The following is a 25,261-nucleotide window of genomic DNA, read 5'->3' as shown; positions in this document are numbered from 1 at the left end:
TCAGACCAACAACGCCCCCGCCACTTTCGCCCGTAGCGCCTTGCCGCCAAGTTGCTCAACCAGCGTCAGCGCAAACTCCATCACCGCGCCGGAGCCCTGCGCGGTGATGCAGTTGCCATCGACCACTACCGGTCGATCAACAAACGTACAGCCGGACAGTTGATGGCTGGTGCTCGGCAGACAGGTCATGCGCCGCTGGCGCAATACGCCAAAGGCTTGCAGGGCGACGGCCGGGGACTCGGCGATGGCGGCGAACAGGCGGCCGGCGCTGGATTGATCCTTGAGCAGTTGTTGCAGGGGCTGGTGCGCGGCCAGGTGTTGCGAACCGACGGCGCCGCCGGGCAATACGATCAGGTCAAAATTCTGCGCCAATACATCGACCAGCATGCCGTCGGCGGTCAGGCGTGTGCCGCGCGCGCAGGTCAGCATGCGCCGGCCTTCGATGCTGGCCGCGACGACTTCGATCTCCGCGCGGCGCAGCACGTCGATCAGGCTCACGCATTGCAGATCATCGATGCCCTCGGCGAGGGTAATCAGGGCTCTAAAAGTCATGGGCGCCATCCGCTGGGTGATCCTTGAAGCGTAGTCAGCTTCCTCCGGATCGCGCAGCGCCAGGCGTTACTTGATGTAAAGCTGCGTCGAGACCTGGTTGCCCGGCGCATTGATCGAGGTGTTGCTGAAGGTGAACGTGCCTTCCTGCTTGCCCTCCAGATCATAGATGTACAACGCGCCGACGATCTTCGTCGCCGCGCCCGTGCACTCCGTCAGGTTGCCGTTACCGTAGGCGCAAACCTGGGTTTTCATCCCGTCGAGCCCGAAACCGTCCAGTGCGACACTGGGTACACGGCCGTAACCCATCTCCAGCACATAAACCTTGATGTTGGCACCGCCGTGGTCGCAAGCAGTCTTGTCCTGCCCTTCGGAAATATTTTCGATGCCACAAGCGGCCGACTGCACCTTGAGCACCTGGACGCTGGACAACGGCGGCGCCGATGCCGCCATCACGGCAGGCACACTGGCCATAAACGTGCAAAACAGCCCCAACGATCGAACGAAATTGCGCTTGACGCCCATCATGCCCCTCCCCCCAAAACAGGCGCGCAGTATGGCGCACTTCGCCTGACTGCAAAACATCGCCGACGATCGCAGCCAATCCCCCACGCTGCTGGTATGATGCGCGGCTTTTTCCGGCCCACCACAATTTTCCAGGCGCTTGCGACGGTCTGTGCTTTGCTGTTGAGGTCGATACATTCACGGCGCTACGCGCGCCACGGGGAGCAGACATGCTGGAAAGGCTGTTTCAACTCAAGGCACACAACACCAACGTGCGCACCGAGATTCTGGCGGGCATCACGACTTTCTTGGCCATGGCCTACATTCTGTTCGTCAACCCGAGCATCCTCGGCGAGACCGGCATGGACAAGGGCGCGGTGTTTGTCGCCACCTGTCTGGCCGCCGCGATCGGTTCGACGATCATGGGCCTGATCGCCAACTACCCGATCGCCCTGGCACCGGGCATGGGTCTGAACGCCTTCTTCACCTACACCGTCGTCCTGCACATGGGTCATACCTGGCAAGTGGCGCTGGGCGCGGTGTTCATCTCGGCCGTGTGCTTCTTCCTGCTGTCGATCTTCCGCATCCGTGAATGGATCATCAACAGTATTCCGCTGCCGCTGCGCTCGGCGATTGCTGCCGGTATCGGTCTGTTCCTGGCGCTGATCGCCCTGCACAACGCCGGCATCGTGGTCAGCAACCCTGCGACCATGGTCGGCCTTGGTGACCTGAAACAACCGGCACCGATCCTCGCCACCCTCGGTTTCGCCCTGATCGTTGCTCTCGAAGCGCTGAAAGTGCGCGGCGCGGTACTGATCGGCATTTTGGCAGTGACCATCACCTCCATCGCGATGGGCTTCACCCCGTTTGGCGGCGTGACTTCGATGCCACCGTCGCTGGCCCCGACCTTCATGCAGCTGGACATCAAAGGCGCACTGGACATCGGTCTGGTCAGCGTGATTTTCGCCTTCCTGTTCGTCGACCTGTTCGACAACTCCGGCACCCTGATCGGCGTCGCCAAGCGCGCCGGCCTGATGGGCAAGGACGGCCACATGCCGAAAATGGGGCGCGCGCTGATCGCCGACAGCACCGCGGCCATGGCCGGTTCGCTGCTGGGTACTTCGACCACCACCAGCTACATCGAATCCGCTGCCGGCGTCAGTGCTGGCGGGCGTACCGGTCTGACGGCCATCGTGGTGGCGATCCTGTTCCTGCTGGCGCTGTTCTTCTCGCCACTGGCAGCCAGCGTTCCGCCATTCGCCACGGCACCGGCACTGCTGTTCGTCGCCGTGTTGATGACATCCGGCCTGGCGGAAATAGACTGGGACGACATCACCGTTGCCGCGCCGGTAGTCGTGACCGCGCTGGCCATGCCGTTCACTTACTCGATCGCCAACGGCATCGCGTTCGGTTTCATTTCCTGGACCGTGATCAAATTGCTGTCGGGGCGTGCCCGTGAGCTGAACCCGGCGCTGGTGATTCTGTCGATTCTGTTCGTGATCAAGTTGGGTTGGTTCAACGCATGACATTTGATTCCCAGGCTTACGCCGAACAACTCGAAGCCAAGGTCACGCGTTTGCGTGATCTGCTGGCGCCGTTCGATGCCCCCGAGCCGACCGTGTTCGACTCGCCGCTGCAGAACTTCCGCCTGCGCGCCGAATTCCGCCTGTGGCGCGAGGGTGGCGATCGGCATTACGCGATGTTCGCTCAGGACGACAAACGCACGCCGATCCTGATTGAAGAGTTCCCGATTGCCAGCCTGCGCATCAATCAGTTGATGCCGCAGCTCAAGGCTGCGTGGCAGGCCAGTTCGGCACTGAGCCACAAGTTGTTTCAGGTCGAGTTTCTGACCACGCTGTCCGGCGACGCGATGATCACCCTGTGCTATCACCGTCCGCTGGACGAACACTGGCATGCAGCAGCCACCAAGCTGGCGGCGGATCTCGGCGTCAGCATCATCGGGCGCTCGAAGGGCAAACGCGAAGTGCTTGGCCTCGATTACGTGGTCGAAAAACTCGAAGTCGGCGGTCGCACCTTCAGCTATCGCCAACCGGAAGGCGCGTTCACCCAGCCTAACGGCACAGTGAACCAGAAGATGCTGAACTGGGCGTACGAAGCGCTCGGCGATCGCCCTGACGATCTGCTGGAGCTGTATTGCGGCAACGGCAACTTCACCCTGCCGCTCGCCACCCGCGTGCGCAAAGTGCTGGCCACGGAAATCAGCAAGACCTCGGTCAACGCGGCACTGAGCAACCTTAGCGAAAACGCTGTGGATAACGTCACTCTCGTGCGTTTGTCCGCCGAAGAGTTGACCGAAGCGCTCAACGAAGTGCGCCCGTTCCGTCGCCTGCAAGGCATCGACCTGAAGAGCTACGAGTTCGGCAGCGTCTTCGTCGACCCGCCACGTGCCGGCATGGACCCGGACACCTGCGAGCTGACCCGGCGTTTCGACAACATCCTGTACATCTCCTGCAACCCGGAAACCCTCGCGGCGAACATCGCCCAGTTGCACGACACGCACCGCATTACCAAATGCGCATTGTTCGACCAGTTCCCGTGGACGCATCACATGGAATCGGGTGTGTTGCTGACCCGGCGCTGAGTGCTGGCAGCGAATACGAGAAAGCCGTCGTGATTGACGGCTTTTTTGTGGGTGCTTACAAAGCAGGATCGACCTTGCGTGGGCGCCCGCCCTTTTTGCCGTTCGCCCGCGCGGCTGCAGACTTTGCCGCGCTGCTCTGACGGCCGTTGCGCGAAGCCACTACCGAAGCGGCCATCAGCATCAATGACGGGCTCGCTGAAATCATTCCGGCGATGGACACATCGAGATCCTTGCCTTCGTGGCAAAGCACAGTGCCCGCGAATCCGACTGTCAGGTGCTTGTAATCGTCGGCATTGAATCCGCGGAACTCCGGATAACGATCCGCCGGGAGCAACACACCGCTGCCGTCTTCAAAATGGATGATCAGCGATGGATCTTCAAATGTCACAGAGACAGCCTGCAGGCTGCTTGAGCGGCGCTCCTCTCCACGCTTGATGGCTGCATCGATCATTTCTTCCGTCAGCGAATTGCGCGCGGGAGGCTTCGCCTTGATGATTTTCATAAATCGATTTCCACTCCTTCCAATGCGCCTACCAATGTCAGAAGGGTCTTGCCCTCGTCTGGCAGATAACGCGCCGATCCCACTCTATAGGTCGTGTCAGTGACGAGTTTCATCCCCAGCACTTCGTTTGATTTGCTGTCCCACAACTGATTGTCGAGACAGACAGTTTGCAATTTCGACCACCAGATCCCGCGTGCTCGTCGCAGATGAGCAGGCTGCTCAAGGGACCGACACAAGCCTTCCAGCACGGCCAAGGGTGGTCGACGAGAAAGCGGCACGACGTCCCAAAGCTCAATATCGTTGCACCAGAAACTGAACTGCAATCGAGCACTCCAACTGCCCGCGTTCACGTGAACGTGAGGTGGGCAATGTTCATCTCGCAGCATGATGACAATCGACAATCCCTTGTAGCTGCACACCTTCATGCTAACCCATCCGTTAGGTTAATAAGTTTCAGGATTCGATATTCCTTTCAAATCCGACAACTGGTGATCAAGCACGCGACGTGCCTCACTGCTTTGAGGCTAGCGTCGGCGTAGGCGAATAGCTGACCAATTTTCAGGAAAAAACGTAAGCAAAGCTGTCGTTACATCTAGATCAGGACCGAACCTGGAACTTGCTTCTGTGCGATAACCGAACATAAAACGCCAAGGCTATTTTTGTTCAATTGACCATGGTAACCATCTAGTACATTTTATCTCCACAGGCCGAAACCTCTGGCCAAAGCCAAAAACAATAAGTGGAGTTACCCCTCATGCCCCCTATCGTTCTGGTGCTCAACGGCCCGAACCTGAACCTGCTCGGCACCCGTGAACCGGCGACTTACGGTCACGAAACCCTGGCCGACATTTCCGCCCTGTGTGGTCGCGCCGCGGAAGAATTCGGCCTGGCCGTGGAGTTTCGCCAGACCAATCACGAAGGCGAACTGCTCGACTGGATTCACGCTGCCCGTGGCCGTTGCGCCGGGATCGTGATCAATCCGGCCGCGTGGACGCACACTTCCGTCGCCATTCGCGACGCGCTGGTGGCCAGTGAATTGCCGGTGATTGAAGTGCACCTTTCCAACGTGCATGCGCGCGAACCGTTTCGTCATCACTCGTTTGTCTCGGCGATTGCCACAGCGGTGATGGCCGGGTTCGGCAGCCATGGTTATCGCCTGGCACTGGAACATTTCAGTCAGCGGCTAAAAGGGTGAATCACATGCCTCGCTATAACGTGATACTTGCCGGGCTGATCGGCGCCGGCATTCAGGCCTCGCGCACGCCGGCGCTGCATGAACACGAAGGTGATGCGCAGGGCATGCGTTACCTGTATCGATTGATCGATCTGGATCAGTTGCACATGGACAGCACTGCCCTGCCCGACCTGCTGCTGGCGGCCGAGCGGATGAATTACACCGGGTTGAACATCACGTTCCCGTGCAAGCAGGCGATCATTCCTTTGCTCGATGAATTGTCACCGGAAGCGCGAGGTATCGGTGCGGTCAACACGGTGGTGCTCAAGGACGGTAAACGTATCGGCCATAACACCGATTGCCTGGGATTCGCCGAGGGTTTTCGCCGTGGCCTGAAGGACGCTGCCCGTGATCGCGTGGTCCAGATGGGGGCCGGTGGTGCTGGCGCGGCAGTGGCCCACGCGCTGTTGAGCGAAGGCGTACAGCAACTGAGCATTTTCGACGTCGACAGTGAGCGCGCTGAAAGTCTGGCGAACAACCTGAATCAGCATTTCGGTTTTGGTCGTGCGGTGGCCGGTCGGGATCTGCCGAGCACGCTGAATCTAGCGGATGGTCTGGTCAACACCACGCCAATGGGCATGGCCAAACTGCCGGGCATGCCGGTGCCGGTCGAGCTGTTACGCAAGGAGTTGTGGGTAGCGGAGATTGTGTATTTCCCGCTGGAGACCGAACTGCTGCGCAACGCCCGCGCGCTGGGTTGCCGGACGCTGGATGGCGGCAACATGGCGGTGTTTCAGGCGGTGAAGGCGTTTGAGTTGTTCAGCGGCGTGGTGCCGGATGCGCAGCGGATGCTCGCGCATTTTCAAAGCATGAAGGGTTGAAGATCAAAAGATCGCAGCCTTCGGCAGCTCCTACAGTTATTGGTGTAGGCGTTGCCGAAGGCTGCGATCTTTTGATTGTCAGGCTTGCAGGTAGCGCAGAACCGATTCGCAAATCATCTCGCGATGCCGCTGTTTGATGCCTTCATCCGGCAGATCAATCTGGAAGATCTCGCCAAATGTGTGCCGGTTCGACACGCGATAGAAGCAGAACGAGCTGATCAGCAGATGCACATCCAGCGCATCCAGCCCGGCGCGGAATACACCTTCTTCAGCGCCACGCCGCAGAATTTCGCTCAGCGAATCAAGGATGGTGTTGTTCATCGCCTTGATCGCATCGGAACGCTTCACGAATTCGGCGTTGTGGATATTTTCGATGCTGACGATGCGCACGAAATCGACGTTGCGATCGTGGTGATCGAAGGTGAATTCGACCAATCGGCGAATCGCGTCCACTGGTGCCAACTCGGCCAGGTGCAGACGGTTTTCGGTGCTGCGGATTTCCCCGTAGAGCTTTTCCAGCACCTCGACGTACAACTGCTCCTTACTGCCGAAGTAGTAATAGATCATGCGCTTGGAGGTGTGGATACGCTCGGCGATCGCGTCGACGCGGGCACCGGACAAACCCTGCTGAACGAACTCGACGATCGCCTCCTGCAGGATGTTCTCGCGGGTCTTCTCCGGATTGTTCTTGCGACTCTTGCGCGGCTCTACGGCGGACACTTCAGTAGCTGCGGTAAGTTCTGTATTCATCGTCATTGCGGGCTCACGGCCATCACTGCACAGGCGGCGATTATGGGCCGCGCAGCACAGTGAAGGAAGCCGCACGGCCCGTGTTTAATCCCGCGTTTACGAATTTCCTACAACTTCGCCTGGCGAACGGCGCCACTGCGTGATTTGGCCATCGCCGCCAGACGCACCGCCACATTCGCCGCACCGTAACCGGCATAGCCATTCTTGCGCTGGATGATCTCGAAGAAAAAACGCCCTTCGAACGGCTCGGTGTAGACGTGGAACAGCTCGCCGCCCTGCGCGTCACGGTCGTACAAGACGTTGTAATACGCCAGTTCGCTGAGGAATTCATCATCGAAATCGAAGCGCGCTGCGAGGTCGTCGTAATAGTTCAGCGGGATATCCAGCAGCGGCACGCCGGCTTCTTTGGCACGACTGACTTCGGCGAAGATGTCATCACAATCGAAGGCGATGTGATGGACACCGGAACCGCGATAACTCGACAGCGCGTGAGAAATCGCGGTGTTGCGGTTCTCGGAAATGTTCAGCGGCAAACGGATCGAGCTGTCTCGGCTGCGCAGCGCACGACTCTTCACCAGCCCGTATGGATCCGGCAGTACCACTTCATCGTCGGCTTCGAAATCCAGCAGGCTCTTGTAGAACAGCACCCAACTGTCGAGGCTGTCGGCGGGCAGCGCCATGGCCATGTGGTCGATGCGTTTGAGGCCGCCGCGGGCCGGCGCATCCGTCAGCAGATTGAAATCGGTGCCATAGACGTCGGCCTGTTCATCGACCAGATAAATCAGGCTACCGTCGGGTGCGCGCACCGCCGCCAGTTCCAGCTCGTTAGGGCCGACCAGTCCGCGATAGGGCTGACCTTTGTAAGCCACGGCGCGGGCCAAGGCACTGGCGCTGTCGTTGACCCGCACAGCGGTGGCGCAGAGCGACGGGCCGTGCGCTTCGAAAAAGCTGTGCGCGAAAGAATACGGTTCGGAGTTGAGGATCAGGTTGATATCGCCCTGACGCAGCAGGCTCACGCTCTTGGAACGATGCTGCCCGGCCTTGACGAAACCGAGGCGCTCCAGCCAATGACTGAGTTTGGCACCGAGCGCTTCGTCGACGGCGAATTCGAGAAACTCGATGCCGTTGTACTCGCTGGCCTTCGGCGTTTCGAAAAGGATTTCGCGATTGACCACAGGCGGCGCTTCCTGCTCCAGACGCTGGCGAGTCTTCTCTTCCAGATACAGCAACGAACGCAAACCGTCGGCAGCATTCGCCCGTGGCGGCGCGGCGCGGAAGCCGTCATTGAAGATTTCCAGCGACAGTGGCCCGGTGTAGCCGCTCTGGATGATCGGCGCAAGGAAGCCTGGCAGATCGAATTCACCCTGCCCCGGGAAGCAGCGGAAATGCCGGCTCCACTCCAGCACATCCATCTGCAGAATCGGCGCGTCGGCCATTTGCACGAAGAAAATCTTCTCGCCAGGAATGTCGGCGATGGCGCGGGGATCGCCCTTCAACGACAAGGTATGAAAGCTGTCGAGCAACACGCCGAGGCTCGGGTGATCGGCTTGACGCACGATGTCCCAGACCTGTTGATAAGTATTCACGTGACGGCCCCACGCCAGCGCTTCATAACCAATGCGCAAGCCGCGTGCGCCGGCATGCTCAGCCAGCAGGCGCAGGTCATCGACTAGAATTTGTTGATCGCCGACGCTGTCGGCCGAAGCGTTGCTGCAGACCAGCACCAGGTCGGTGCCCAACTCCTGCATCAGGTCGAATTTGCGTTCGGCGCGCTCCAGATTGCGCGCCAGCCGATCGCGGCGGCAGCCTTCGAAGTCGCGGAACGGCTGGAACAGCGTGATGGCGATGCCGAGATCGGCGCACATCTGTTTAATTTCCCGTGGACTGCCGTCGTAGTACAGGAGGTCGTTTTCGAAAATCTCCACCCCGTCGAACCCGGCGGCGGCGATGGCTTCGAGTTTTTCCGGCAGGGTGCCGCTCAAGGAAACGGTGGCAATGGAACGCTGCATGCTTCAACTCCCGGACTGCGCCGCTTTAATGTAGGAGCTGCCGCAGGCTGCGATCTTTTGATCTTGAAAAAGCAAAGATCGCAGCCTTCGGCAGCTCCTGCATGGGATGGTTTTTATAGTGGGGAAATTATTGGCTGCATCGAGCGTGGCAGCAATTTAAAGTGTACTACCCGGTTAGTTTTGCGTGCGATTATCGAACACAATGGCCGTTTGGCGAATTGACGATTTTTCGTCCACTGCCCAACATCGGCTGCACATTGAGTCCGGATCTGAACCACCGGTCGCAGCGTGCACAGAAAAAAGCACACCAAATAACAAATCCAAAAACGGGTGGAACACATGATTCCTTCACAGACTTCCCGCATGGCCCCGGCCATGAGCACTGCCACGGGTGGCATCGGCGACAAGATCCGCGGCGCCATGGCGGTCGGCAAAACCCGTTGGGGCATGCTGGCGCTGGTGTTTTTCGCCACTACTCTGAACTACATCGACCGCGCCGCCCTCGGCGTCATGCAGCCGATCCTCGCCAAGGAAATGAGCTGGACGGCGATGGATTACGCCAACATCAATTTCTGGTTTCAGGTCGGCTACGCGATCGGTTTCGTCCTTCAAGGCCGCTTGATCGACCGGGTCGGCGTCAAACGCGTGTTCTTCTGCGCCGTGCTGCTCTGGAGCCTGGCCACCGGTGCTCACGGCCTGGCAACGTCAGCCGTTGGCTTCATGGTCTGCCGGTTCATCCTCGGTCTGACGGAAGCGGCGAACTACCCGGCCTGCGTGAAAACCACGCGCCTGTGGTTCCCCGCCGGCGAACGTGCGGTCGCCACCGGCATCTTCAACGCCGGCACCAACGTTGGCGCAATGTTCACGCCGATGCTGTTGCCGCTGATCCTCCACGTCTGGGGCTGGCAGGCGGCGTTCCTGTGCATGTCGGCACTGGGCGGCATCTGGTTGCTGTTCTGGGGCTTGAAGTATTTCAACCCGGAAGATCATCCGAGCGTTAAACAGTCCGAACTGGACTACATCCAGAAAGAAGTCGAACCGGAACAGGCCCGCGTGCCGTTCACGAGGATCCTGCGCATGCGTGGCACCTGGGCGTTCGCCATCGCCTACGCGCTGACCGCGCCGGTATTCTGGTTCTACCTGTACTGGCTGCCACCGTTCCTCAATCAGCAATACAACCTGGGCATCAACGTCACCCAGATGGGTATTCCGCTGATCATCATCTACGTGACGGCTGACTTCGGTAGCGTCGGTGGCGGGATTCTGTCTTCGTTCCTGATCGGTCGCGGGATGAACTCGATCAAGGCGCGGCTGCTGTCGATGTTCCTGTTTGCCTGCTGCATCATCGGCGTGATCATGGCGGCTGGCTCGGCCAATCTGTGGGTCGCAGTGGCGGCGATTTCCCTGGCCATTGGTGCGCATCAGGCCTGGACGGCGAACATCTGGAGCCTGGTGATGGACTACACGCCCAAGCACATGATGAGCACGGTGTTCGGTTTCGGCGGCATGTGTGCAGCGATCGGCGGGATGTTCATGACCCAGATCGTCGGCCATATCCTTACCGTTACCAATAACAACTACACCGTGTTGTTCACCCTGATCCCGGCGATGTACTTCATTGCGCTGACGTGGATGTACTTCATGGCCCCGCGCAAGATCCCGACCATCACCGAATAACCTGCCTACACCCAACTCCCTTGTAGGAGCTGCGGCACGCTGCGATCTTTTGATCTTGATGTTGAAGATCAAAAGATCGCAGCCTCGTTTCACTCGTCAGCTCCTACACAGGGGTTTGTGTGCCCTCTCAGCGGCGGCTTTGCTGCCACGCTGCTGCCAATCCGCTGCAACAGATCACTGCGATACCGATGATCGTCAACAGACTCGGCGTGTGATTGAACAGCAGCCAGCCCAACAACCCCGCAAACACGATCTGGCAATAACCGAACGGCGCCAGCAGCGCCGGCGCGGCATGGCGGAACGCCTGGGTCAGAAACAAATGCGCGGTCATCCCGCAACTGCCCAGCGCCAGCATCAACCCGGCATGGGTCAACGTCGGCACCTGCCAGAAGAACGGCACCAGCGCACTCATCACCAACGTGTTGCAAAGCCCGGCGAAAAAGTTACTGGTGGTCGGGCTGTCGATCTCGGCAAGCTTGCGCGTGAGCAACTGATAGAAGCAGAAAAACAGCGCCGAGCAGAATGGCAACAACACCGCCGGGGTGAACAAATCACCACCCGGATGAACGATGATCAACACACCGATGAAGCCGCAGATCACCGCGATCCATTGACCTCGGGTGACTCTTTCCTTCAGCAACGGCACCGACAATGCGGTGACCAATACCGGCGCAAGAAAGTTGACCGCCGTGGCTTCTGCCAGCGGGATGTACAACAACGCCGTGGTGAAAAACAGGCTGGTGCCAAGCAGGCACAGTGCTCGGGTCAACTGCCATAAAGGCTTCTTGGTACGTAGGACGCGCAACCCAGACTGCGGCAGAAAAATTCCCGCCATCAATAACGTATGCACCAGATAACGCGCCCAGACGACCATTACGATCGGGTAGAAACCGGAGAGGTATTTCGACAGTGCGTCGTGACTGGAGAACAGGAAAGTTGCCACGACAATCAGCAAGATCCCTTTGAAGGGCTGGTTGACACCGGAGAGCGGGGTGCTGACGGTCATGGGTTATCTCAAATTGAAAAACAATACTGTGGCGAGGGAGCTTGCTCCCGCTGAGGCCGCGTAGCGGTCGCCGATTTTGGAAGCGCTGTGCAGTCCCAGCGGGAGCAAGCTCCCTCGCCGGGAAACCGCCGCTCGTTGCGCGCCTGACGCAAGATCTCGGCCATGTCTGACGGTCTCGGCCCCGCCACATCACATAACTGCGCATAACGCGAGGTTGCGGGCATCGGTCCACGGCATGAAGCACAACTTCGCTTCAGTGAGGGTTTGCAGATGCCGATAATGTTGCTGGCCCATATTGCCGGCACCGATCAGGGCGATTCGAAGGGGCGAATTCAAGGCGCGATCCTCTGGTGATTGTTGTTGGAATATCACTTCATCAACAATTTAGAACCGAGTTCCAGAATCTAAAACCCAACAATCGCAAAACCGTGCGAACACCGCACAACTTCATCCGGCGGATTAGATGAACAGTTCGGAGGCCAGGCTGGCTGCGGATAATTCTTCGCTGAATGTCAGCAACAACGGCGCCAGCTCATGCAGACGTGCGCCAGGCATGCGCGCACTGGGGCCGGCGATACTGAGCACGCCAATCACTCGGCCATTCCCGGGATGCCTGACCACCGCCGCAATCGCCGAAGTGCCGACCGCCGAGCTCTCCTCGACACAGGCGTAACCCTGTTCGCGGGCGAGACGCAGACGTTCGAGCAATTCGATATTGGAGCGCGGCGCATTCGGCCCGACGCCTACCGGGACTTCAGCCGCCTGACGCTCAACCATCGACAGCGCCTCGGCGTCGCTCATGCACGCCAGCCAAGCATGTCCGGATGCGGTGTAGAACAGCGGCGCGTCGCGGCCCATGTCCGGGTCATAACGCAGACCGGTGCGCGCGCCCTGCGCCTTGGCAATCCAGGTCTGGCGCTCGCCGTCGATTACGCCCAGGCGCACCAGTTCGCCGGTTTCCTGCGCCAGTCGATCAAGCACTGGCTGGACGATGTCGGCGCCGCTGCTCGACAGATATTGAAAGCCCATCGCGACCAGTTTTGTCGACAGGTGATAGCGCAGGGTTTCCGGATTCTGCCGGACATAACCCAGGCGCATCAGTTCGGCGAGCAAGCGGTGCGTGGCACTTTTGGGGATATCCAGTCGCTCGGCCAGGGTCTGCATCGGCAGCCCGCGCGGATCACTGGTGAGGCTTTCCAGCACACTGAAAACCCGTTCGATTTGACTACCGGCCATGGGGAGATCCGAATGAAATTTCAGCGATTCTAGAAGACATCGGCGGCAAAGCGAAATCTGGAACCGCCTGTGCGATAACCGCCCGCTTTGTTGGAACAAGGCTTGTCGAGCAGTGCCGACGCTGGGTATTTTCTGGAATCAAATTCCGAAAACACCCCATCGCTAAAGCGTTGTAGATGTCTGCCGAACTTCAAGGTCACCCCGCACGCGCAAGTGCTCGACGCCAACGAGCAAGCCATCGCCGGCCTCTACGCAGCGGGTGGCGACATGGCCAGCATCATGGGTGGCCATTACCCGGCGGGCGGCATCAACCTCGGCCCGGCACTGACATTCGGTTACATCGCCGCCCGGCATATCGCCGGCATTACTGCTTTCGAACAGGAGATCGACCATGCAGCACATCGTTAACGCCCAGGGTTTGAACATGCCGAAACTCGGTCTCGGCACCTGGCCGATGCTCGGCGACGAATGCACCCGTGCCGTGGAGCAGGCGCTGGAACTGGGTTACCGACACATCGATACGGCAGCGGCCTACAACAATGAAGACGCGGTCGGACAAGCACTGGCGAATACGCCGACACCGCGCGAGCAGATTCACCTGACTACCAAAGTCTGGTGGGATCAGTTGCAACCCGACGCGATGCGCCACTCCATGGAACGCAGCCTCAAGGCCTTGCGCAGCGACTACGTCGATCTGTTCATGATTCACTGGCCAACCACCGATTGGGACCTGCCGCGCACACTCGACACCTTGGCCTGGTTCAAGGAACAAGGTCTGACGCGCAACATCGGCGTGGCGAATTTTCCTCTGCCGTTATTGCGCAAAGTTGTCGAGGCATACGGCATCGGTCTGTCGGCCATTCAGGTCGAGTACCACGTTCTGCTCGGACAAAACGCCCTGCTCGATTACGCCCGGCAACACAATATGGCGCTGACGGCCTATACACCGCTGGCGCGCAACAAGGTTTCACACATCGCCGAAATCCAGCAGATTGCCGCCAAGCATGGCGTACTGCCGACCCAGGTCGCACTGAAATGGCTGCTTGATCAAAGCAATGTTGCTGCGATCCCCAAGGCGAGCAGCGCCAGCAACCAAAGCGCCAATCTGGCGGCACTTGAGGTCAATCTGGATGATCAGGACCGCGCGCTGATTGCCAGTCTGTCCAAGCGTGAGCGACAGGTCAGCCCGGACTTCGCGCCAGTGTGGGATGCATTCGACCAGTGAGTGGGAAAAGGCTGATGACTCACATCGAAACGGCAGATTCGAGAAGGGTCTTACGCGCCCTTACATTTATGCCCAGCAGATTCTGACGCGCGCGGTTATTCATAGGCGAGGTGACTTACACCCCCAACCTATGAAGGAACGCCAACATGCTATGGAACAGAGCGAGACGCAGCGACAACGTCAATGACACGCGAGAGGGCAAGGATGCCCGTAAACAAACAGGAAAAACGATCGCTGCCGGCCTGGCAGCTGTCACCCTCACGGGCGCGGCACTCTACGCGTCATACGACACCGGGCCAAAACCGATCCTGATGGATGACGCGAGCCAATACGCTTCGTCCGCCGACGCTGCGCAACTCGGCTTTATCGAGTCGATACTCGGTGACACCGAAGACACCTGGACGCTGCTGTTTGCCCAAACCGCACGCCATTACCCCTCCCCGACACTGACGCTGTTCAGTGATAGCGTGGTCTCCGCTTGCGGTGCCGCCGACAGTTCGATCGGCCCTTTCTATTGCCCGGCCAACCAACAAATCTATCTCGACCCGCAGTTCTTCGAGCTGATGGCCGAGCGCTTTTCCGCAGTCGGCGACTTCGCCCAGGCTTATATCATCGCGCACGAAGTCGGCCATCATGTGCAGGTTGAACTGGGCATGTCCGCGCCGTTTGAAACCGCCCTCTCGGCCCGACAACCGGTGATTGGCGATTCGGGCCTCGGAGTGCGCAGCGAATTGCAGGCCGATTGCCTCGCCGGGGTCTGGGCGTACCATGCGCAACAGCGCCTGGCCTGGCTGGAACCGGGCGACATCGAAGAAGCCTTGAATGCCGCCACCGTGTTCGGTGACGACCATCTGCAGCGTGCACAAAACCGCGCGGTTCGGCCGGAGACCTTCAGCCACGGCACCTCACAGCAACGCACCCAATGGTTCACAGCCGGATTCGATAGCGGCCGGATTGATGCGTGCGATACCTTCAACGCTGCGCCGCTGTAAGCTGTCGAACAGGCAATGTTGCTCAGAACCGTCGTCAATAACGATGGTCTGACGACCGGACTGGCGCCACTCCCACGCACCAGCAACACTCATCACCAGATTCATTCAGAGGATTCCCACATGCTATGGAAAAAAGGCCGACGCAGTGACAACGTCGTCGATGCCCGTGGTGATGATGCCGGCGGTGGCGGCGGCATGCGCTTCGGTGGTGGCAAAGGCCTGAGCCTGGGGGCCATCCTGCTGATCGTTGGTATCGGCTGGATCACCGGGCAGGACCCGTTGCAGATCCTCGGCCAGCTCACCGGGCAAACGTCTCAACAAGCGGCACCGACTTCGCAAACCCGTCAGGCGCCACCGGCCAACGATGAACAGGCAGAATTCGTCCGTTCGATCCTCGGCGATACCGAAGACACCTGGGGCGCGATTTTCCAGCAGGCCGGTCGCCAATATAAGGATCCGACCCTCGTGCTGTTCAGCAACCGGGTCAATTCCGCCTGCGGCCTGGCGACGTCTGCCACCGGCCCGTTCTACTGCCCGGCCGACCAGAAGGTCTATCTGGACATGGCGTTCTTCCAGGAAATGTCGCAACGCTTCAAGGCCGCCGGTGATTTCGCCCAGGCCTACGTGATCGCTCACGAAGTCGGACACCATGTGCAGACGCTGCTCGGCGTTTCGGCGAAAATTCAGACAGCTCGCCAGCAAGGCCGGCAGATGGAAGGCGCCGGCGGTTTGCTCGTGCGTCAGGAACTGCAAGCCGATTGCCTCGCCGGTGTCTGGGCGTATAACGCGCAGAAGCGTTTGAACTGGCTGGAACCAGGCGACATCGAAGAAGCCTTGAACGCGGCCAACGCCATCGGTGATGATCGCCTGCAACAACAGGGTCAGGGGCGTGTGGTGCCGGACTCGTTTACCCACGGTACGTCGGCGCAAAGGGTGCGCTGGTTCAAAACCGGATTCGCGCAGGGCCAGGTCGGCCAGTGCGACACCTTTGCGGCGAAAAACCTGTAAATGCATAAATGGCTTCTGGCTTTACTGATCGTTGGCAGCACCGCACAGGCTGCCGGTGTCGACGCAATCAGCCCCGGGCGTTTGCAATTCAAGGCCGGGGAGATGGCGGTGGGCATTGGTCCTGCGCCGGAGAAAATCGAGCGGGTGCTGATCGTCATTCATGGCCGTTTGCGCAACTCGGAAACCTATCGCAAAAGCGCCGAGAGCGCGGCTGAACTGGCCGGGCAAAGTGCGCACACGCTGGTGATCGCGCCGCAATTTCTCAATGAAAGCGATGTCGCCCTGTACTCGCTACCGGCGACATTGCTGCGCTGGCAAGGCAACGCATGGATGGGCGGTGGATTATCCACAGGGCCGAATCCGTTGAGTTCCTATGCGGCACTGGACGAAATCGTTGCGCGGATCAGCGATCGCAAACAGTTTCCGGACGTGAAGCAGATCGTGATTTTCGGGCATTCCGGTGGCGGCCAAGTGGTCCAGCGCTACGCCCTGCTCGCCAAGGACCAGCCGGCGCTGAAGGCCAACGGCATTCGTTTGCGCTACGTGGTGGCCAATCCGTCCTCCTATGCGTACTTCAATGAACAGCGACCGGTGGCATTCGATCACGCCAAATGTGCGGGTTTCAATCGCTGGAAGTACGGTCTGTCAGACATGCCGGTGTATGCCGGCGGGCAAACGCCGTTGCAGCTTGAGAGCAGCTACGTCAAACGCGAGGTGATTTATCTGCTTGGGCAGCAGGATATTGACCCCAATCATCCGGCGCTGGACAAGCGTTGTGAAGCCGAAACGCAGGGCGCGTATCGCCTGGAGCGTGGGAAATTTTACTTCGGCTATTTGCTGCGCCGACATCCGGAGGGGGTCAATCAGCGCCTGGTGGAAGTGCCCGGGGTTGGGCATAACGGCGATGGGATGTTGACCTCGCCGGAGGGGCAGAAGGCGTTGTTTGAATAGTTAGAAGCAAAAGATCGCAGCCTGCGGCAGCTCCTACATTTGTCCCGTGTAGGAGCTGCCGCAGGCTGCGATCTTTTGATCTTAATCCAGCAACAGCCGCCGCAACTCGACACAATCCTTCGCATGCCAATCGGTCAACTCAGGCCACGGGTTATCCGGCAGATTCACCAACACCGTCCGCGCCCCCGCCGCTCGCCCGCAATCCAGATCAAAGCGGTAATCACCGACCATCACCATCTCGCTGGTCGGCACATCCCACGCATCTGCCAACTTCAGCAAACCACCCGGATGGGGTTTCGGCGGTGCTTCATCTCGGCCCAACACATCGTCCACCGCAAAGCAGTCGGCCAGGCCAATCGCTTGCAGCGTCACATGCGCCAATTCCCGTGCATTGCGGGTGAGGATGCCGAGGCGATAACCGCGCGCATGCAGGTCACGCACCAATTCCACGGCACCGATCGCCGGGGTCGAACCCAGCGCCAGATCGCGCTCATGTTCCAGCAGCCACGCATGCTTGGCCGCTGCTTCAGCGGGCGGCAACGCAGCGAGATGCGTAAGGATGTCGTCCTCAGGCGGGATCGCCAGCGCCACGCGAATCGCCGCAAAATCGTGCACGGCGACGGTCAGCGTACCGTCCATGTCGAACACCCAATGGCGAACGTCGCTCAGGCTCATGCCCAATCCTTGCGATGACGAATCAAGCCTTCCTGCGTGACCGACGCCACCAGTTGCCCGGCGCGGTTGTACACACTGCCCCGGGAGAAACCACGGGAGTTGCCGGCCCACGGGCTGTCCATCGCGTAGAGCAACCAGTCATCGGCGCGCAGATCGTTGTGGAACCACAGCGCGTGATCGAGGCTGGCGACCTGCATGTCTTTCTGCCAGACCGATTTGCCGTGGGGCAGCATCGACGTGGTCAACAGACCAAAGTCCGAAGCGTAGGCCAGCAGGTATTTGTGCAGCGCCGGGATGTCGGCCAAGGCCCCGTCGGCACGGAACCACACGTACTTCACCGGATCGGCCGGTTGCGGGTTGTACGGGTCTTTCTCAGTGACCGGGCGCACTTCGATCGGCTTCGGGCACAGCAGCTTTTCACGCATGTGCTCGGGGATCAGGTGCGCGCGTTGCTGGGTCAACTCCAGCTCCGACGGCAGGTTTTCCGGGCCAACCACCACAGGCATCTGGCTTTGGTGCTCGAAGCCGGCTTCGTCGTACTGGAACGAAGCGCTGCACGTGAAGATCGGGTGGCCCTTCTGGATCGCCGTGACGCGGCGAGTGCTGAAGCTGCCGCCATCGCGCACGCGATCAACCGAATAGACCACCGGCAACTTGGCGTCGCCCGGACGCAGGAAATAGCCGTGCATCGAATGCACATGGCGCGCCTCTTCAACCGTCTGACTGGCCGCCGACAGCGACTGGCCGAGCACCTGACCACCGAACAACTGACGGAAACCCAAGTCCTGGCTGCGGCCACGGAACAGGTTTTCTTCGATCGGTTCCAGGGTCAGCAAGTCGACCAGATCTTCCAACACTTGGCTCATTCAGACTCTCCTCACACAAAGCAATGCCGCGCAGTCTTGGCTGCGGCGGCCGATTCAGATTCTGGCGCGGGCCAATGATATGGCGGCCATTGTAAACGTCCGTGTCGGCTTATCCATGCAAGGTTTGCAGCCATTGTTCGCGGCTGATGCGGTACAGCACATGCCTGCGCAAGGGGTGATCGACGGCGAGCTTCGGATGATCGAAATCATCCTCCGGCGCGTGATGCATGCCGATCGCCTGCATGACTTTCTCTGAAGGCAGATTGGTCTGCGCGGTGAAGGAGACGATTTCCTTCAAGGCCAAGCGATCAAAGCCGCAACGCAGAGCGGTCCACGCCGCTTCACTGGCATAGCCCAACCCCCAATGTTCCTTGGCCAGACGCCAGCCGATTTCCACCGCCGGGGTGAACGGCGCATCGAAGCCCACCACACCGAGGCCGGTAAAACCGATAAATTCGCCGCTGTCCTTGCGCTCCAGCGCCCACAAACCGAAGCCGTGCTCGGCAAAATGCCCGCGCACCCGCCCGATCATCGACGCACTCTCCAATCGGCTCAAGGGTGACGGAAAGTAACGCATCACCTGTGGATCGGCACACATCGCCGCAAATGCCGGCAAATCCTCGTCCTGCCACTGACGCATCAACAGCCGCGCGCTTTGCAGTTCCAGTATCGGCTCCATCGTGCCCCTCCGTTTCCATGCCGCAAGTCTACATCGCTGGTAGGATCCTTCACTCTTTCCTACGTTCCTACATGAAATCGCCATGCCACTGCCGCTGATCTACCACGAAGACTACAGCCCCGAGTTTCCGGCGGATCACCGCTTCCCGATGGACAAGTTCCGTTTGTTGCGCGATCACTTGGTCGACAGCGGTCTGACCCGCGACGCTGACCTGCTGCGTCCGGAAATCTGCCCGAATGACATCCTCGCGCTCGCCCATGACCGTGCGTATATCGAACGCTACATGAGCGGCGAGTTGTCCCGCGAAGACCAACGGCGCCTCGGCCTGCCATGGAATGAAGCCTTGGCGCGGCGTACGGTGCGCGCAGTCGGCGGGTCAATTCTGGCGGCGGAAAAAGCCCTGGAGCATGGTTTGGCCTGTCACTTGGCTGGCGGTACCCATCACGCGCATTACGATTACCCGGCGGGTTTCTGCATCTTCAATGACCTGGCGATCATCAGCCATTACCTGCTGCAAAGCGGTCGGGTCAATCGCGTGCTGATCTTCGATTGCGATGTGCATCAGGGCGACGGTACGGCGCGGATTCTTCATGACACGCCGGAGGCGATTACCGTTTCCCTGCACTGCGAGAAGAATTTTCCTGCACGCAAAGCCGAAAGTGACTGGGACATCCCGCTGCCCAAAGGCATGGGCGATGCCGATTATTTGAACGTCGTCGATGACACACTCAACTACCTGTTGCCGCTGTATCAACCGGATCTGGTGCTGTACGACGCCGGCGTCGACGTGCACAAGGACGATGCCCTCGGTTATCTGCAACTGACCGACGAAGGCGTCGCCGCCCGTGATGAAAGCGTCATGCGCCATTGCCTGGGCCGCGACATTCCGGTGATGGGCGTGATCGGCGGTGGTTACAGCAAGGACCGCCACGCCCTCGCCCGCCGCCACGGCATCCTGCATCACAGTGCGCAGCGGGTCTGGCAGTCACACGGTTGTCATTGAGCAGTGCTGCGTTACCCACAATCGCTGTGGAACTGCCTGTGGATAACCTGCGTGAAAGGGCCTACAGCGCACACCGCTTATGGCCTGCAGCGCACTGATCATTTTTCAACCAACATTCTGAGCCAACACAGATTCTGTAGGAGTGAGCCTGCTCGCGATAGCGTCAGCACCTTCAACATTAACTTGGCTGACACACCGCTATCGCGAGCAGGCTCACTCCTACAAAAGATCTGCGCTGTTAGAATGCGCGGCTTATCCCGCCATACCGCAGCGCATGCCCATGACCCAGAATTCCGCCCGCTCCCCCGCTCACGTCGCCCTCATCGGCGGTGGCCCAGCCGGCCTGATGGCCGCCGAAGTGCTGAGCCAGGCTGGAATCCGTGTCGATCTGTACGACGGCATGCCTTCGGTGGGACGTAAATTCCTCCTCGCCGGTGTCGGTGGAATGAACATCACCCACTCCGAAGCCTATCCGGCATTCCTTTCGCGATATGCCGAACGCGCACCGCAGATTGCCCCGCTGCTGCGCGGTTTCGATGCCGATGCGCTGTGTAAATGGATTCACGACCTGGGTATCGAAACCTTCATCGGCAGCTCCGGCAGGGTTTTTCCTACTGATATGAAAGCCGCCCCCCTGCTGCGCGCCTGGCTGAAACGCCTGCGCGACAGCGGCGTGGTTATCCACACGCGCCATCGCTGGCTCGGTTGGGATGAACACGGCGCACTGCGCATCGACAGCCCCGAAGGCGAAATTACCGTCAAACCCGACGCAACGCTGCTCGCCCTCGGCGGCGGCAGTTGGTCGCGCCTCGGTTCCGACGGTGCCTGGATGCTGCCGCTGGAGCAACGCGGTGTAGGACTGGCGCCGTTGCAGCCGAGTAATTGTGGTTTTGAGGTGCAGGCCTGGAGCGAATTGATGGTCAGCAAATTCGCCGGCGCGCCGCTGAAAAATATCGCCATTGGTTTGAACGATGACATTCCGCGCTTGGGTGAATGCGTGATCACCGCGACCGGGATTGAAGGCAGTTTGATTTACGCGCTGTCGGCGCCGATTCGGGAGGCGATCAATCAATATGGCGCGGCAGTTGTCCACATCGATCTGCTGCCCGGCCGACCTGTCGATAAATTGCAGGCGGCGTTGAGCAAGCCACGCGGTTCACGTTCGATGGCCAAGCATCTGCACAGTCAGGTCGGCATTGATGGGGTGAAAGCGGCGTTGTTGCGTGAGCTGACCGATGCTGCAACTTTCGCCGACCCAGCGCTGTTGGCCCGGGCGATCAAGACGTTGCCGCTGACACTGATCAAAACCCGTCCGCTGGACGAAGCGATCAGCAGTGCCGGTGGCGTGACGTTCGAAGCGATGGATGAGCGCTTGATGCTCAAGGCGTTGCCGGGGGTGTTTTGCGCAGGCGAAATGCTCGATTGGGAAGCGCCGACGGGCGGCTATTTGCTGACGGGGTGTTTTGCCAGTGGCCGCGCGGCAGGGTTGGGTATTGTGCAGTGGCTCGAAAGCTAAACCCTCACCCCAGCCCTCTCCCAGAGGGAGAGGGGGCCGACCGAGGTGTCTGACGCTATACCTCGACCTGAATGACCGAGTCGATTATGGACTTGGTCAGCCAGCCTAGGTGTCAGGCGAAAGCTTTGTCGATTATGGATTCACAGCCATAGGATCAGGTCGGCGTACTTCGCGAGCATCCTCCAATCAGTCCCCTCTCCCTCCGGGAGAGGGTTAGGGTGAGGGGCTTTCGACCTTAAGGCTTACGCTTGCGTGGCCCGGTATTAAACACCGGCACTTTGCGCACAGGCTTGACCGATGGCTCCGGCGCCTGAGTCTCGCCGCTGTCGACCCACTTGCCCAGATTGCGCTTGCCGCCACCACCGGAAGCTTTCGGCTTCTTCGGTTTCTTCGGCTTCTTGATCACCTGACCGCTGGCATCGGTGTCCGGCACGCGGTGCTCAGGCTCGAAGTCCGGCTCGTTCTGCCGCGTCAAGGTCTGACGCGTGAGCATCTCGATCGCCGACAACATGTTCACTTCATCCGCGCACACCAGCGAGATCGCCTCACCGGTCGCGCCCGCACGACCCGTACGGCCGATGCGGTGGATGTAGTCTTCGGCCACGATCGGCAGATCGAAGTTGATCACCAGCGGCAAATCTTCGATGTCCAGACCACGGGCAGCCACGTCAGTCGCGACCAGAATCTGCACTTCACTGAGCTTGAAACGATCCAGCGCACGCTGACGGGTGGCCTGTGGTTTGTCGCCATGGATACCGTCGGCGTTCACGCCCAGACCCTGGAGTTTTTCCACCAGTGCATCGACGCCGTTGCGGGTCTTGGCGAACACCAGCACTTGCTTCCACTTGTTCTTGCGCATCAGGTGCACGAACAGTTCGGCCTTGCGCTTCTTGTCCACCGTCACGATCCACTGCTTGACGGTGTTGGCCGCGACGTTGCGCGGGCTGACTTCGACGGTCAGCGGATCGTCGAGCATCTGCCCGGCGAGCAGGCGGATGTCGTCGGAGAAGGTCGCGGAAAACAGCAGCGTCTGACGTTTCTTCGGCAGCGCGCGGTAGATGTTCGACAGCTCCTCGGAGAAACCGAGGTCGAGCATGCGATCAGCTTCGTCGAGCACCAGGGTTTGCAGCTGATTGAATTTCAGCGCCTTCTGGCGAAACAGGTCAAGCAGACGGCCCGGGGTCGCCACCAGCAGATCAACGCCACCGCGCAGCTTCATCATTTGCGGGTTGATGCTGACGCCGCCGTACACCGCGTAGGTGCGCAGCGGCAGGTTTTCAGCGTACTGGCGCACGGCCTCGTGAACCTGCTCGGCCAGTTCGCGGGTCGGCACCAGAATCAGTGCGCGCACCGAGTTGGCGGCGACTTTCGGCCCTTCCATGGCCAGCAACTGCAGCAGCGGCAGGGCGAAACCGGCGGTTTTGCCGGTGCCGGTCTGGGCCGCTGCCATCAGGTCGCGACCGGCCAGAACGGCCGGAATGGCTTGCGCCTGAACCGGCGTCGGGGTCTGGTAGCCGAGCTTCTCGAGGGAGCGCAGCAAGGGTTCGATCAGGCCAAGAGAGGCGAAAGTCATGGGAGTACCGTAGGAAAAAATAACGCAGGCATGCAATGCCGCGCAGTTTACCCTAATTCGTACGCGTTTCTGTGGGAACGGCTGTTGGCGCTACGACTGGCGGCTGTGCGGGCCGGCGCCACTGCGGCAGGCCGATCAACACCACGGCGCTGATGATCACCAGCATCGCCAGCGCTTCTTCGATGCCGATGGTCTCGCCAACGAACACAATCCCGAGCAACACCGCCACCGCTGGGTTGACGTAGGCATAACTGGTCGCCGCCGCCGGACGCACGTGCTTGAGCAGGTACATATAAGAGTTGAACGCGATGATCGAGCCGAAGAAGATCAGGTACGCCAACGCCAGCCAGCCTTCAATCGGCGGCAGCGCTTGCAGGTGCTCACCGCTTGCGGCGCTGCCAATCAGCAGCACCACACCGCCAATTAGCATTTCCACCGCACTGGCCATCGCGCCCTGTGGCAATGGCAGATGCTTGCTCCATACCGAACCGAACGCCCAGGTCGCCGCTGCGAAAATCAGCAACGCCGCGCCCATCGGACTCGATTGCAGGTTGGAGCCCATGTTGAGCATGGCGATGCCGATAATCCCCAACGCCACGCCGGCCCACTCCAGACGGGTATTGCGCGCGCCCCAGAAATAACCAAACAGCAAAGTAAACAGCGGCACCGTCGCCACCGCCAATGCCGCCACGCCGGAAGCCACGCCCGTGTGCTCGGCCACACTCACCGCGCCGTTACCGAAACTGAGCAGCAAAATCCCGATGATCCCCGCCGCCTTCCACTGCGCCCAGGTCGGCGCCGGTGCCCCGCGCCAGCGCAAAAACGCATACATCAACGTGCCCGCGATCACGAAGCGTACACCACCGAGCATCAGCGGTGGCCAGTACTCGACGCCGATACGGATCACCAGATAAGTCGATCCCCAAATCACATACAGCGCAAAAAACGCGGCGATCAGCGGTAAGGAAAAACGGCGCAGGGCGGACATGAGCAGCTCGACAGTCAGAGTCTTGGGATTGGATATTCTAGAAAGGCTAATGGCTAAAAATAAGTTACAAAACCTGTTAATCGCGCCGGTACACTTTTGAGCAATCAACACAGAACCAATGTGGGAGCCAGCCCTGCTGGTGATGGCGGTGAGTCAGTTGATCGTTCCCACGCTCCGCGTGGTAACGCAGCCCGGGACGCTCCGCGTGCCATCCCAAGCCGAACGCGGAGCGTCCGCTGAGGCATTCCCACGCAGAGCGTGGGAACGATCAAGTGGTGGGGATCAGCGGTAGCGTTGCAGGTGTTCGCTGACTTTCGCGGCGGGGACTTTCTGTAATTTGCACAGCAGGTCGTGCGACAGCTCGCGCACGCCGTGCTTGCCGCGCAACTCCTCTGCCAGATGCGCCATCAGGTTGGCGGCCATCTCGGCATCGGCCATGGCCCGGTGAGCCTGGCCGGTATGCGGCAGGCGCGCGAACGTGGTGAGGGTGCCGAGCTTGTGATTCGGCGCCGCCGGCATCAAGCGTCGGGCCAGCAGCAACGAACAGGCAAAGTTCTGTAGACGCGTGCGTTTGATGCGGCCCAGCTCAAAGTCCCAGAACTTCTGGTCGAACGAGGCGTTGTGCGCCACCAGCGGCGTGCAGCCGACAAACTCGTTGACCTCGTTCATCACCTGCTCGGCTGGCGGTGCGGTGCGCAGCATGGCGTTGCTGATGCCGGTCAGTTGTTCGATGAACGCGGGGACGCGCACGCCGGCGTTCATCAGGCTCTGGTAACGCTCGACGATGCGGCCGTTTTCCAGCATGACCACGGCGATTTCCGTGGCGCGACAGCTGCTGTTCGGCGAGAGGCCGGTGGTTTCAAAGTCGATGACTGCAATGCGTTCCAAACCGGGT

25 protein-coding genes and 3 pseudogenes are annotated in these 25,261 nt (G+C 60.0%); 12 read left to right on the top strand and 16 right to left on the bottom strand.

Features of this window, described 5'->3' with window-relative positions; all coding sequences use genetic code 11:
* Positions 1-552, bottom strand: a complete 552-nt coding sequence (locus ACIPZE_RS11640; RefSeq protein WP_283438744.1) for a DJ-1 family glyoxalase III — start codon at positions 550-552, stop codon at positions 1-3.
* Between the two features lie 66 nt (positions 553-618).
* A complete protein-coding gene (locus ACIPZE_RS11635) occupies positions 619-1,023 on the bottom strand; it encodes a DUF4879 domain-containing protein (protein ID WP_283439471.1) in 405 nt (134 codons plus the stop codon).
* A 260-nt stretch (positions 1,024-1,283) separates the two neighbouring features.
* Between ACIPZE_RS11635 and ACIPZE_RS11630 the strand changes: the two genes are divergently transcribed.
* Positions 1,284-2,579 carry an NCS2 family permease gene (locus ACIPZE_RS11630; RefSeq protein WP_129395616.1) on the top strand — a complete coding sequence of 432 codons (1,296 nt, stop codon included), beginning with the start codon at positions 1,284-1,286 and terminating at the stop codon, positions 2,577-2,579.
* The gene (gene trmA, locus ACIPZE_RS11625; RefSeq protein WP_283438745.1) at positions 2,576-3,655 is read left to right on the top strand and encodes a tRNA (uridine(54)-C5)-methyltransferase TrmA; all 1,080 of its coding nucleotides are present in this window, start codon (positions 2,576-2,578) and stop codon (positions 3,653-3,655) included. The genes ACIPZE_RS11630 and trmA overlap by 4 nt, the downstream gene beginning before the upstream one ends.
* A gap of 55 nt (positions 3,656-3,710) precedes the next feature.
* On the opposite strand, the gene ACIPZE_RS11620 is transcribed toward trmA, so the two are convergent.
* Positions 3,711-4,157 (bottom strand): DUF2442 domain-containing protein, encoded by a 447-nt coding sequence (locus tag ACIPZE_RS11620; protein ID WP_400772936.1) that lies wholly within the window; start codon positions 4,155-4,157, stop codon positions 3,711-3,713.
* Complete coding sequence (locus ACIPZE_RS11615; protein WP_283438747.1) at positions 4,154-4,582, bottom strand: DUF4160 domain-containing protein; 429 nt, start codon at positions 4,580-4,582, stop codon at positions 4,154-4,156. The genes ACIPZE_RS11620 and ACIPZE_RS11615 overlap by 4 nt, the downstream gene beginning before the upstream one ends.
* Positions 4,583-4,911: 329 nt before the next feature.
* On the opposite strand from ACIPZE_RS11615, the gene aroQ reads away from it, so the two are divergent.
* Together aroQ and ACIPZE_RS11605 are read left to right on the top strand one after the other, a co-directional pair.
* Positions 4,912-5,352, top strand: a complete 441-nt coding sequence (gene aroQ / locus ACIPZE_RS11610; RefSeq protein ID WP_008084592.1) for a type II 3-dehydroquinate dehydratase — start codon at positions 4,912-4,914, stop codon at positions 5,350-5,352.
* A gap of 5 nt (positions 5,353-5,357) precedes the next feature.
* On the top strand, positions 5,358-6,212 hold the full coding sequence (locus ACIPZE_RS11605; protein WP_400772934.1) for a shikimate dehydrogenase: 855 nt from the start codon (positions 5,358-5,360) through the stop codon (positions 6,210-6,212).
* A 78-nt stretch (positions 6,213-6,290) separates the two neighbouring features.
* Here the strand turns inward: ACIPZE_RS11605 and ACIPZE_RS11600 are convergent, their stop codons facing one another.
* Together ACIPZE_RS11600 and quiC are read right to left on the bottom strand one after the other, a co-directional pair.
* A complete protein-coding gene (locus ACIPZE_RS11600; protein WP_283438749.1) occupies positions 6,291-6,968 on the bottom strand; it encodes a TetR/AcrR family transcriptional regulator in 678 nt (225 codons plus the stop codon).
* 101 nt (positions 6,969-7,069) lie between these two features.
* Positions 7,070-8,971 carry a 3-dehydroshikimate dehydratase QuiC gene (gene quiC / locus ACIPZE_RS11595; protein WP_283438750.1) on the bottom strand — a complete coding sequence of 634 codons (1,902 nt, stop codon included), beginning with the start codon at positions 8,969-8,971 and terminating at the stop codon, positions 7,070-7,072.
* 339 nt (positions 8,972-9,310) lie between these two features.
* Here quiC and ACIPZE_RS11590 point away from each other — a divergent pair, with 339 nt between their 5' ends.
* On the top strand, positions 9,311-10,648 hold the full coding sequence (locus tag ACIPZE_RS11590) for an MFS transporter (RefSeq protein ID WP_400772931.1): 1,338 nt from the start codon (positions 9,311-9,313) through the stop codon (positions 10,646-10,648).
* A 127-nt stretch (positions 10,649-10,775) separates the two neighbouring features.
* On the opposite strand, the gene ACIPZE_RS11585 is transcribed toward ACIPZE_RS11590, so the two are convergent.
* The 4 genes and pseudogenes from ACIPZE_RS11585 to ACIPZE_RS11570 all read right to left on the bottom strand — a co-directional run bounded on the left by ACIPZE_RS11585 (position 10,776) and on the right by ACIPZE_RS11570 (position 12,890).
* Positions 10,776-11,654 carry a DMT family transporter gene (locus tag ACIPZE_RS11585; protein WP_400772929.1) on the bottom strand — a complete coding sequence of 293 codons (879 nt, stop codon included), beginning with the start codon at positions 11,652-11,654 and terminating at the stop codon, positions 10,776-10,778.
* 109 nt (positions 11,655-11,763) lie between these two features.
* Positions 11,764-11,875 (bottom strand): annotated as a pseudogene (locus ACIPZE_RS11580) (sugar phosphate isomerase/epimerase); the annotation flags it as partial.
* A gap of 19 nt (positions 11,876-11,894) precedes the next feature.
* A pseudogene (locus ACIPZE_RS11575) lies at positions 11,895-11,990 on the bottom strand (hypothetical protein); the annotation flags it as partial.
* A 123-nt stretch (positions 11,991-12,113) separates the two neighbouring features.
* Complete coding sequence (locus ACIPZE_RS11570; protein WP_400772927.1) at positions 12,114-12,890, bottom strand: IclR family transcriptional regulator; 777 nt, start codon at positions 12,888-12,890, stop codon at positions 12,114-12,116.
* A 192-nt stretch (positions 12,891-13,082) separates the two neighbouring features.
* Here ACIPZE_RS11570 and ACIPZE_RS11565 point away from each other — a divergent pair.
* From ACIPZE_RS11565 to ACIPZE_RS11545, 5 genes and pseudogenes are all read left to right on the top strand, one after another.
* Positions 13,083-13,298, top strand: a pseudogene (locus ACIPZE_RS11565) (FAD-binding protein); the annotation flags it as partial.
* A complete protein-coding gene (locus ACIPZE_RS11560; RefSeq protein ID WP_400772925.1) occupies positions 13,282-14,115 on the top strand; it encodes an aldo/keto reductase in 834 nt (277 codons plus the stop codon). The pseudogene ACIPZE_RS11565 and the gene ACIPZE_RS11560, both read left to right, overlap by 17 nt.
* Positions 14,116-14,261: 146 nt before the next feature.
* On the top strand, positions 14,262-15,107 hold the full coding sequence (locus ACIPZE_RS11555) for a neutral zinc metallopeptidase (RefSeq protein ID WP_283438755.1): 846 nt from the start codon (positions 14,262-14,264) through the stop codon (positions 15,105-15,107).
* Positions 15,108-15,227: 120 nt separating this feature from the next.
* On the top strand, positions 15,228-16,115 hold the full coding sequence (locus ACIPZE_RS11550; RefSeq protein WP_129395626.1) for a neutral zinc metallopeptidase: 888 nt from the start codon (positions 15,228-15,230) through the stop codon (positions 16,113-16,115).
* Complete coding sequence (locus tag ACIPZE_RS11545; protein WP_283438756.1) at positions 16,116-17,066, top strand: alpha/beta fold hydrolase; 951 nt, start codon at positions 16,116-16,118, stop codon at positions 17,064-17,066.
* A gap of 81 nt (positions 17,067-17,147) precedes the next feature.
* On the opposite strand, the gene ACIPZE_RS11540 is transcribed toward ACIPZE_RS11545, so the two are convergent.
* From ACIPZE_RS11540 to ACIPZE_RS11530, 3 genes are all read right to left on the bottom strand, one after another.
* Positions 17,148-17,741 carry an HAD family hydrolase gene (locus ACIPZE_RS11540; protein WP_400772923.1) on the bottom strand — a complete coding sequence of 198 codons (594 nt, stop codon included), beginning with the start codon at positions 17,739-17,741 and terminating at the stop codon, positions 17,148-17,150.
* Positions 17,738-18,607: an acyl-CoA thioesterase II gene (gene tesB / locus ACIPZE_RS11535; RefSeq protein WP_003228466.1), complete on the bottom strand. Its 870-nt coding sequence runs from the start codon at positions 18,605-18,607 to the stop codon at positions 17,738-17,740. Before tesB ends, ACIPZE_RS11540 begins: the two co-directional genes overlap by 4 nt.
* Before the next feature lie 109 nt (positions 18,608-18,716).
* Positions 18,717-19,286 carry a GNAT family N-acetyltransferase gene (locus ACIPZE_RS11530; protein ID WP_283438758.1) on the bottom strand — a complete coding sequence of 190 codons (570 nt, stop codon included), beginning with the start codon at positions 19,284-19,286 and terminating at the stop codon, positions 18,717-18,719.
* An 82-nt stretch (positions 19,287-19,368) separates the two neighbouring features.
* On the opposite strand from ACIPZE_RS11530, the gene ACIPZE_RS11525 reads away from it, so the two are divergent.
* Both ACIPZE_RS11525 and ACIPZE_RS11520 read left to right on the top strand, forming a co-directional pair.
* Positions 19,369-20,289 (top strand): histone deacetylase, encoded by a 921-nt coding sequence (locus ACIPZE_RS11525; protein ID WP_283438759.1) that lies wholly within the window; start codon positions 19,369-19,371, stop codon positions 20,287-20,289.
* Between the two features lie 280 nt (positions 20,290-20,569).
* Positions 20,570-21,805 (top strand): TIGR03862 family flavoprotein, encoded by a 1,236-nt coding sequence (locus ACIPZE_RS11520; RefSeq protein WP_400772920.1) that lies wholly within the window; start codon positions 20,570-20,572, stop codon positions 21,803-21,805.
* A gap of 235 nt (positions 21,806-22,040) precedes the next feature.
* Here the strand turns inward: ACIPZE_RS11520 and ACIPZE_RS11515 are convergent, their stop codons facing one another.
* The 3 genes from ACIPZE_RS11515 to ACIPZE_RS11505 form a co-directional block, all read right to left on the bottom strand.
* Positions 22,041-23,378, bottom strand: coding sequence for a DEAD/DEAH box helicase (locus ACIPZE_RS11515; protein WP_400772918.1), 1,338 nt, complete (start codon positions 23,376-23,378; stop codon positions 22,041-22,043).
* A gap of 52 nt (positions 23,379-23,430) precedes the next feature.
* Positions 23,431-24,366, bottom strand: a complete 936-nt coding sequence (yedA, locus tag ACIPZE_RS11510) for a drug/metabolite exporter YedA (protein ID WP_283438762.1) — start codon at positions 24,364-24,366, stop codon at positions 23,431-23,433.
* Between the two features lie 282 nt (positions 24,367-24,648).
* Positions 24,649-25,254, bottom strand: a complete 606-nt coding sequence (locus tag ACIPZE_RS11505; protein WP_053124223.1) for a PolC-type DNA polymerase III — start codon at positions 25,252-25,254, stop codon at positions 24,649-24,651.
* Positions 25,255-25,261 lie beyond the last annotated feature (7 nt).

Origin of the sequence: Pseudomonas sp. NPDC089741, assembly GCF_044748825.1 — a bacterium.
Classification (GTDB): domain Bacteria; phylum Pseudomonadota; class Gammaproteobacteria; order Pseudomonadales; family Pseudomonadaceae; genus Aquipseudomonas; species Aquipseudomonas helmanticensis.
This window is presented reverse-complemented; position numbering and strand designations above follow the sequence as displayed.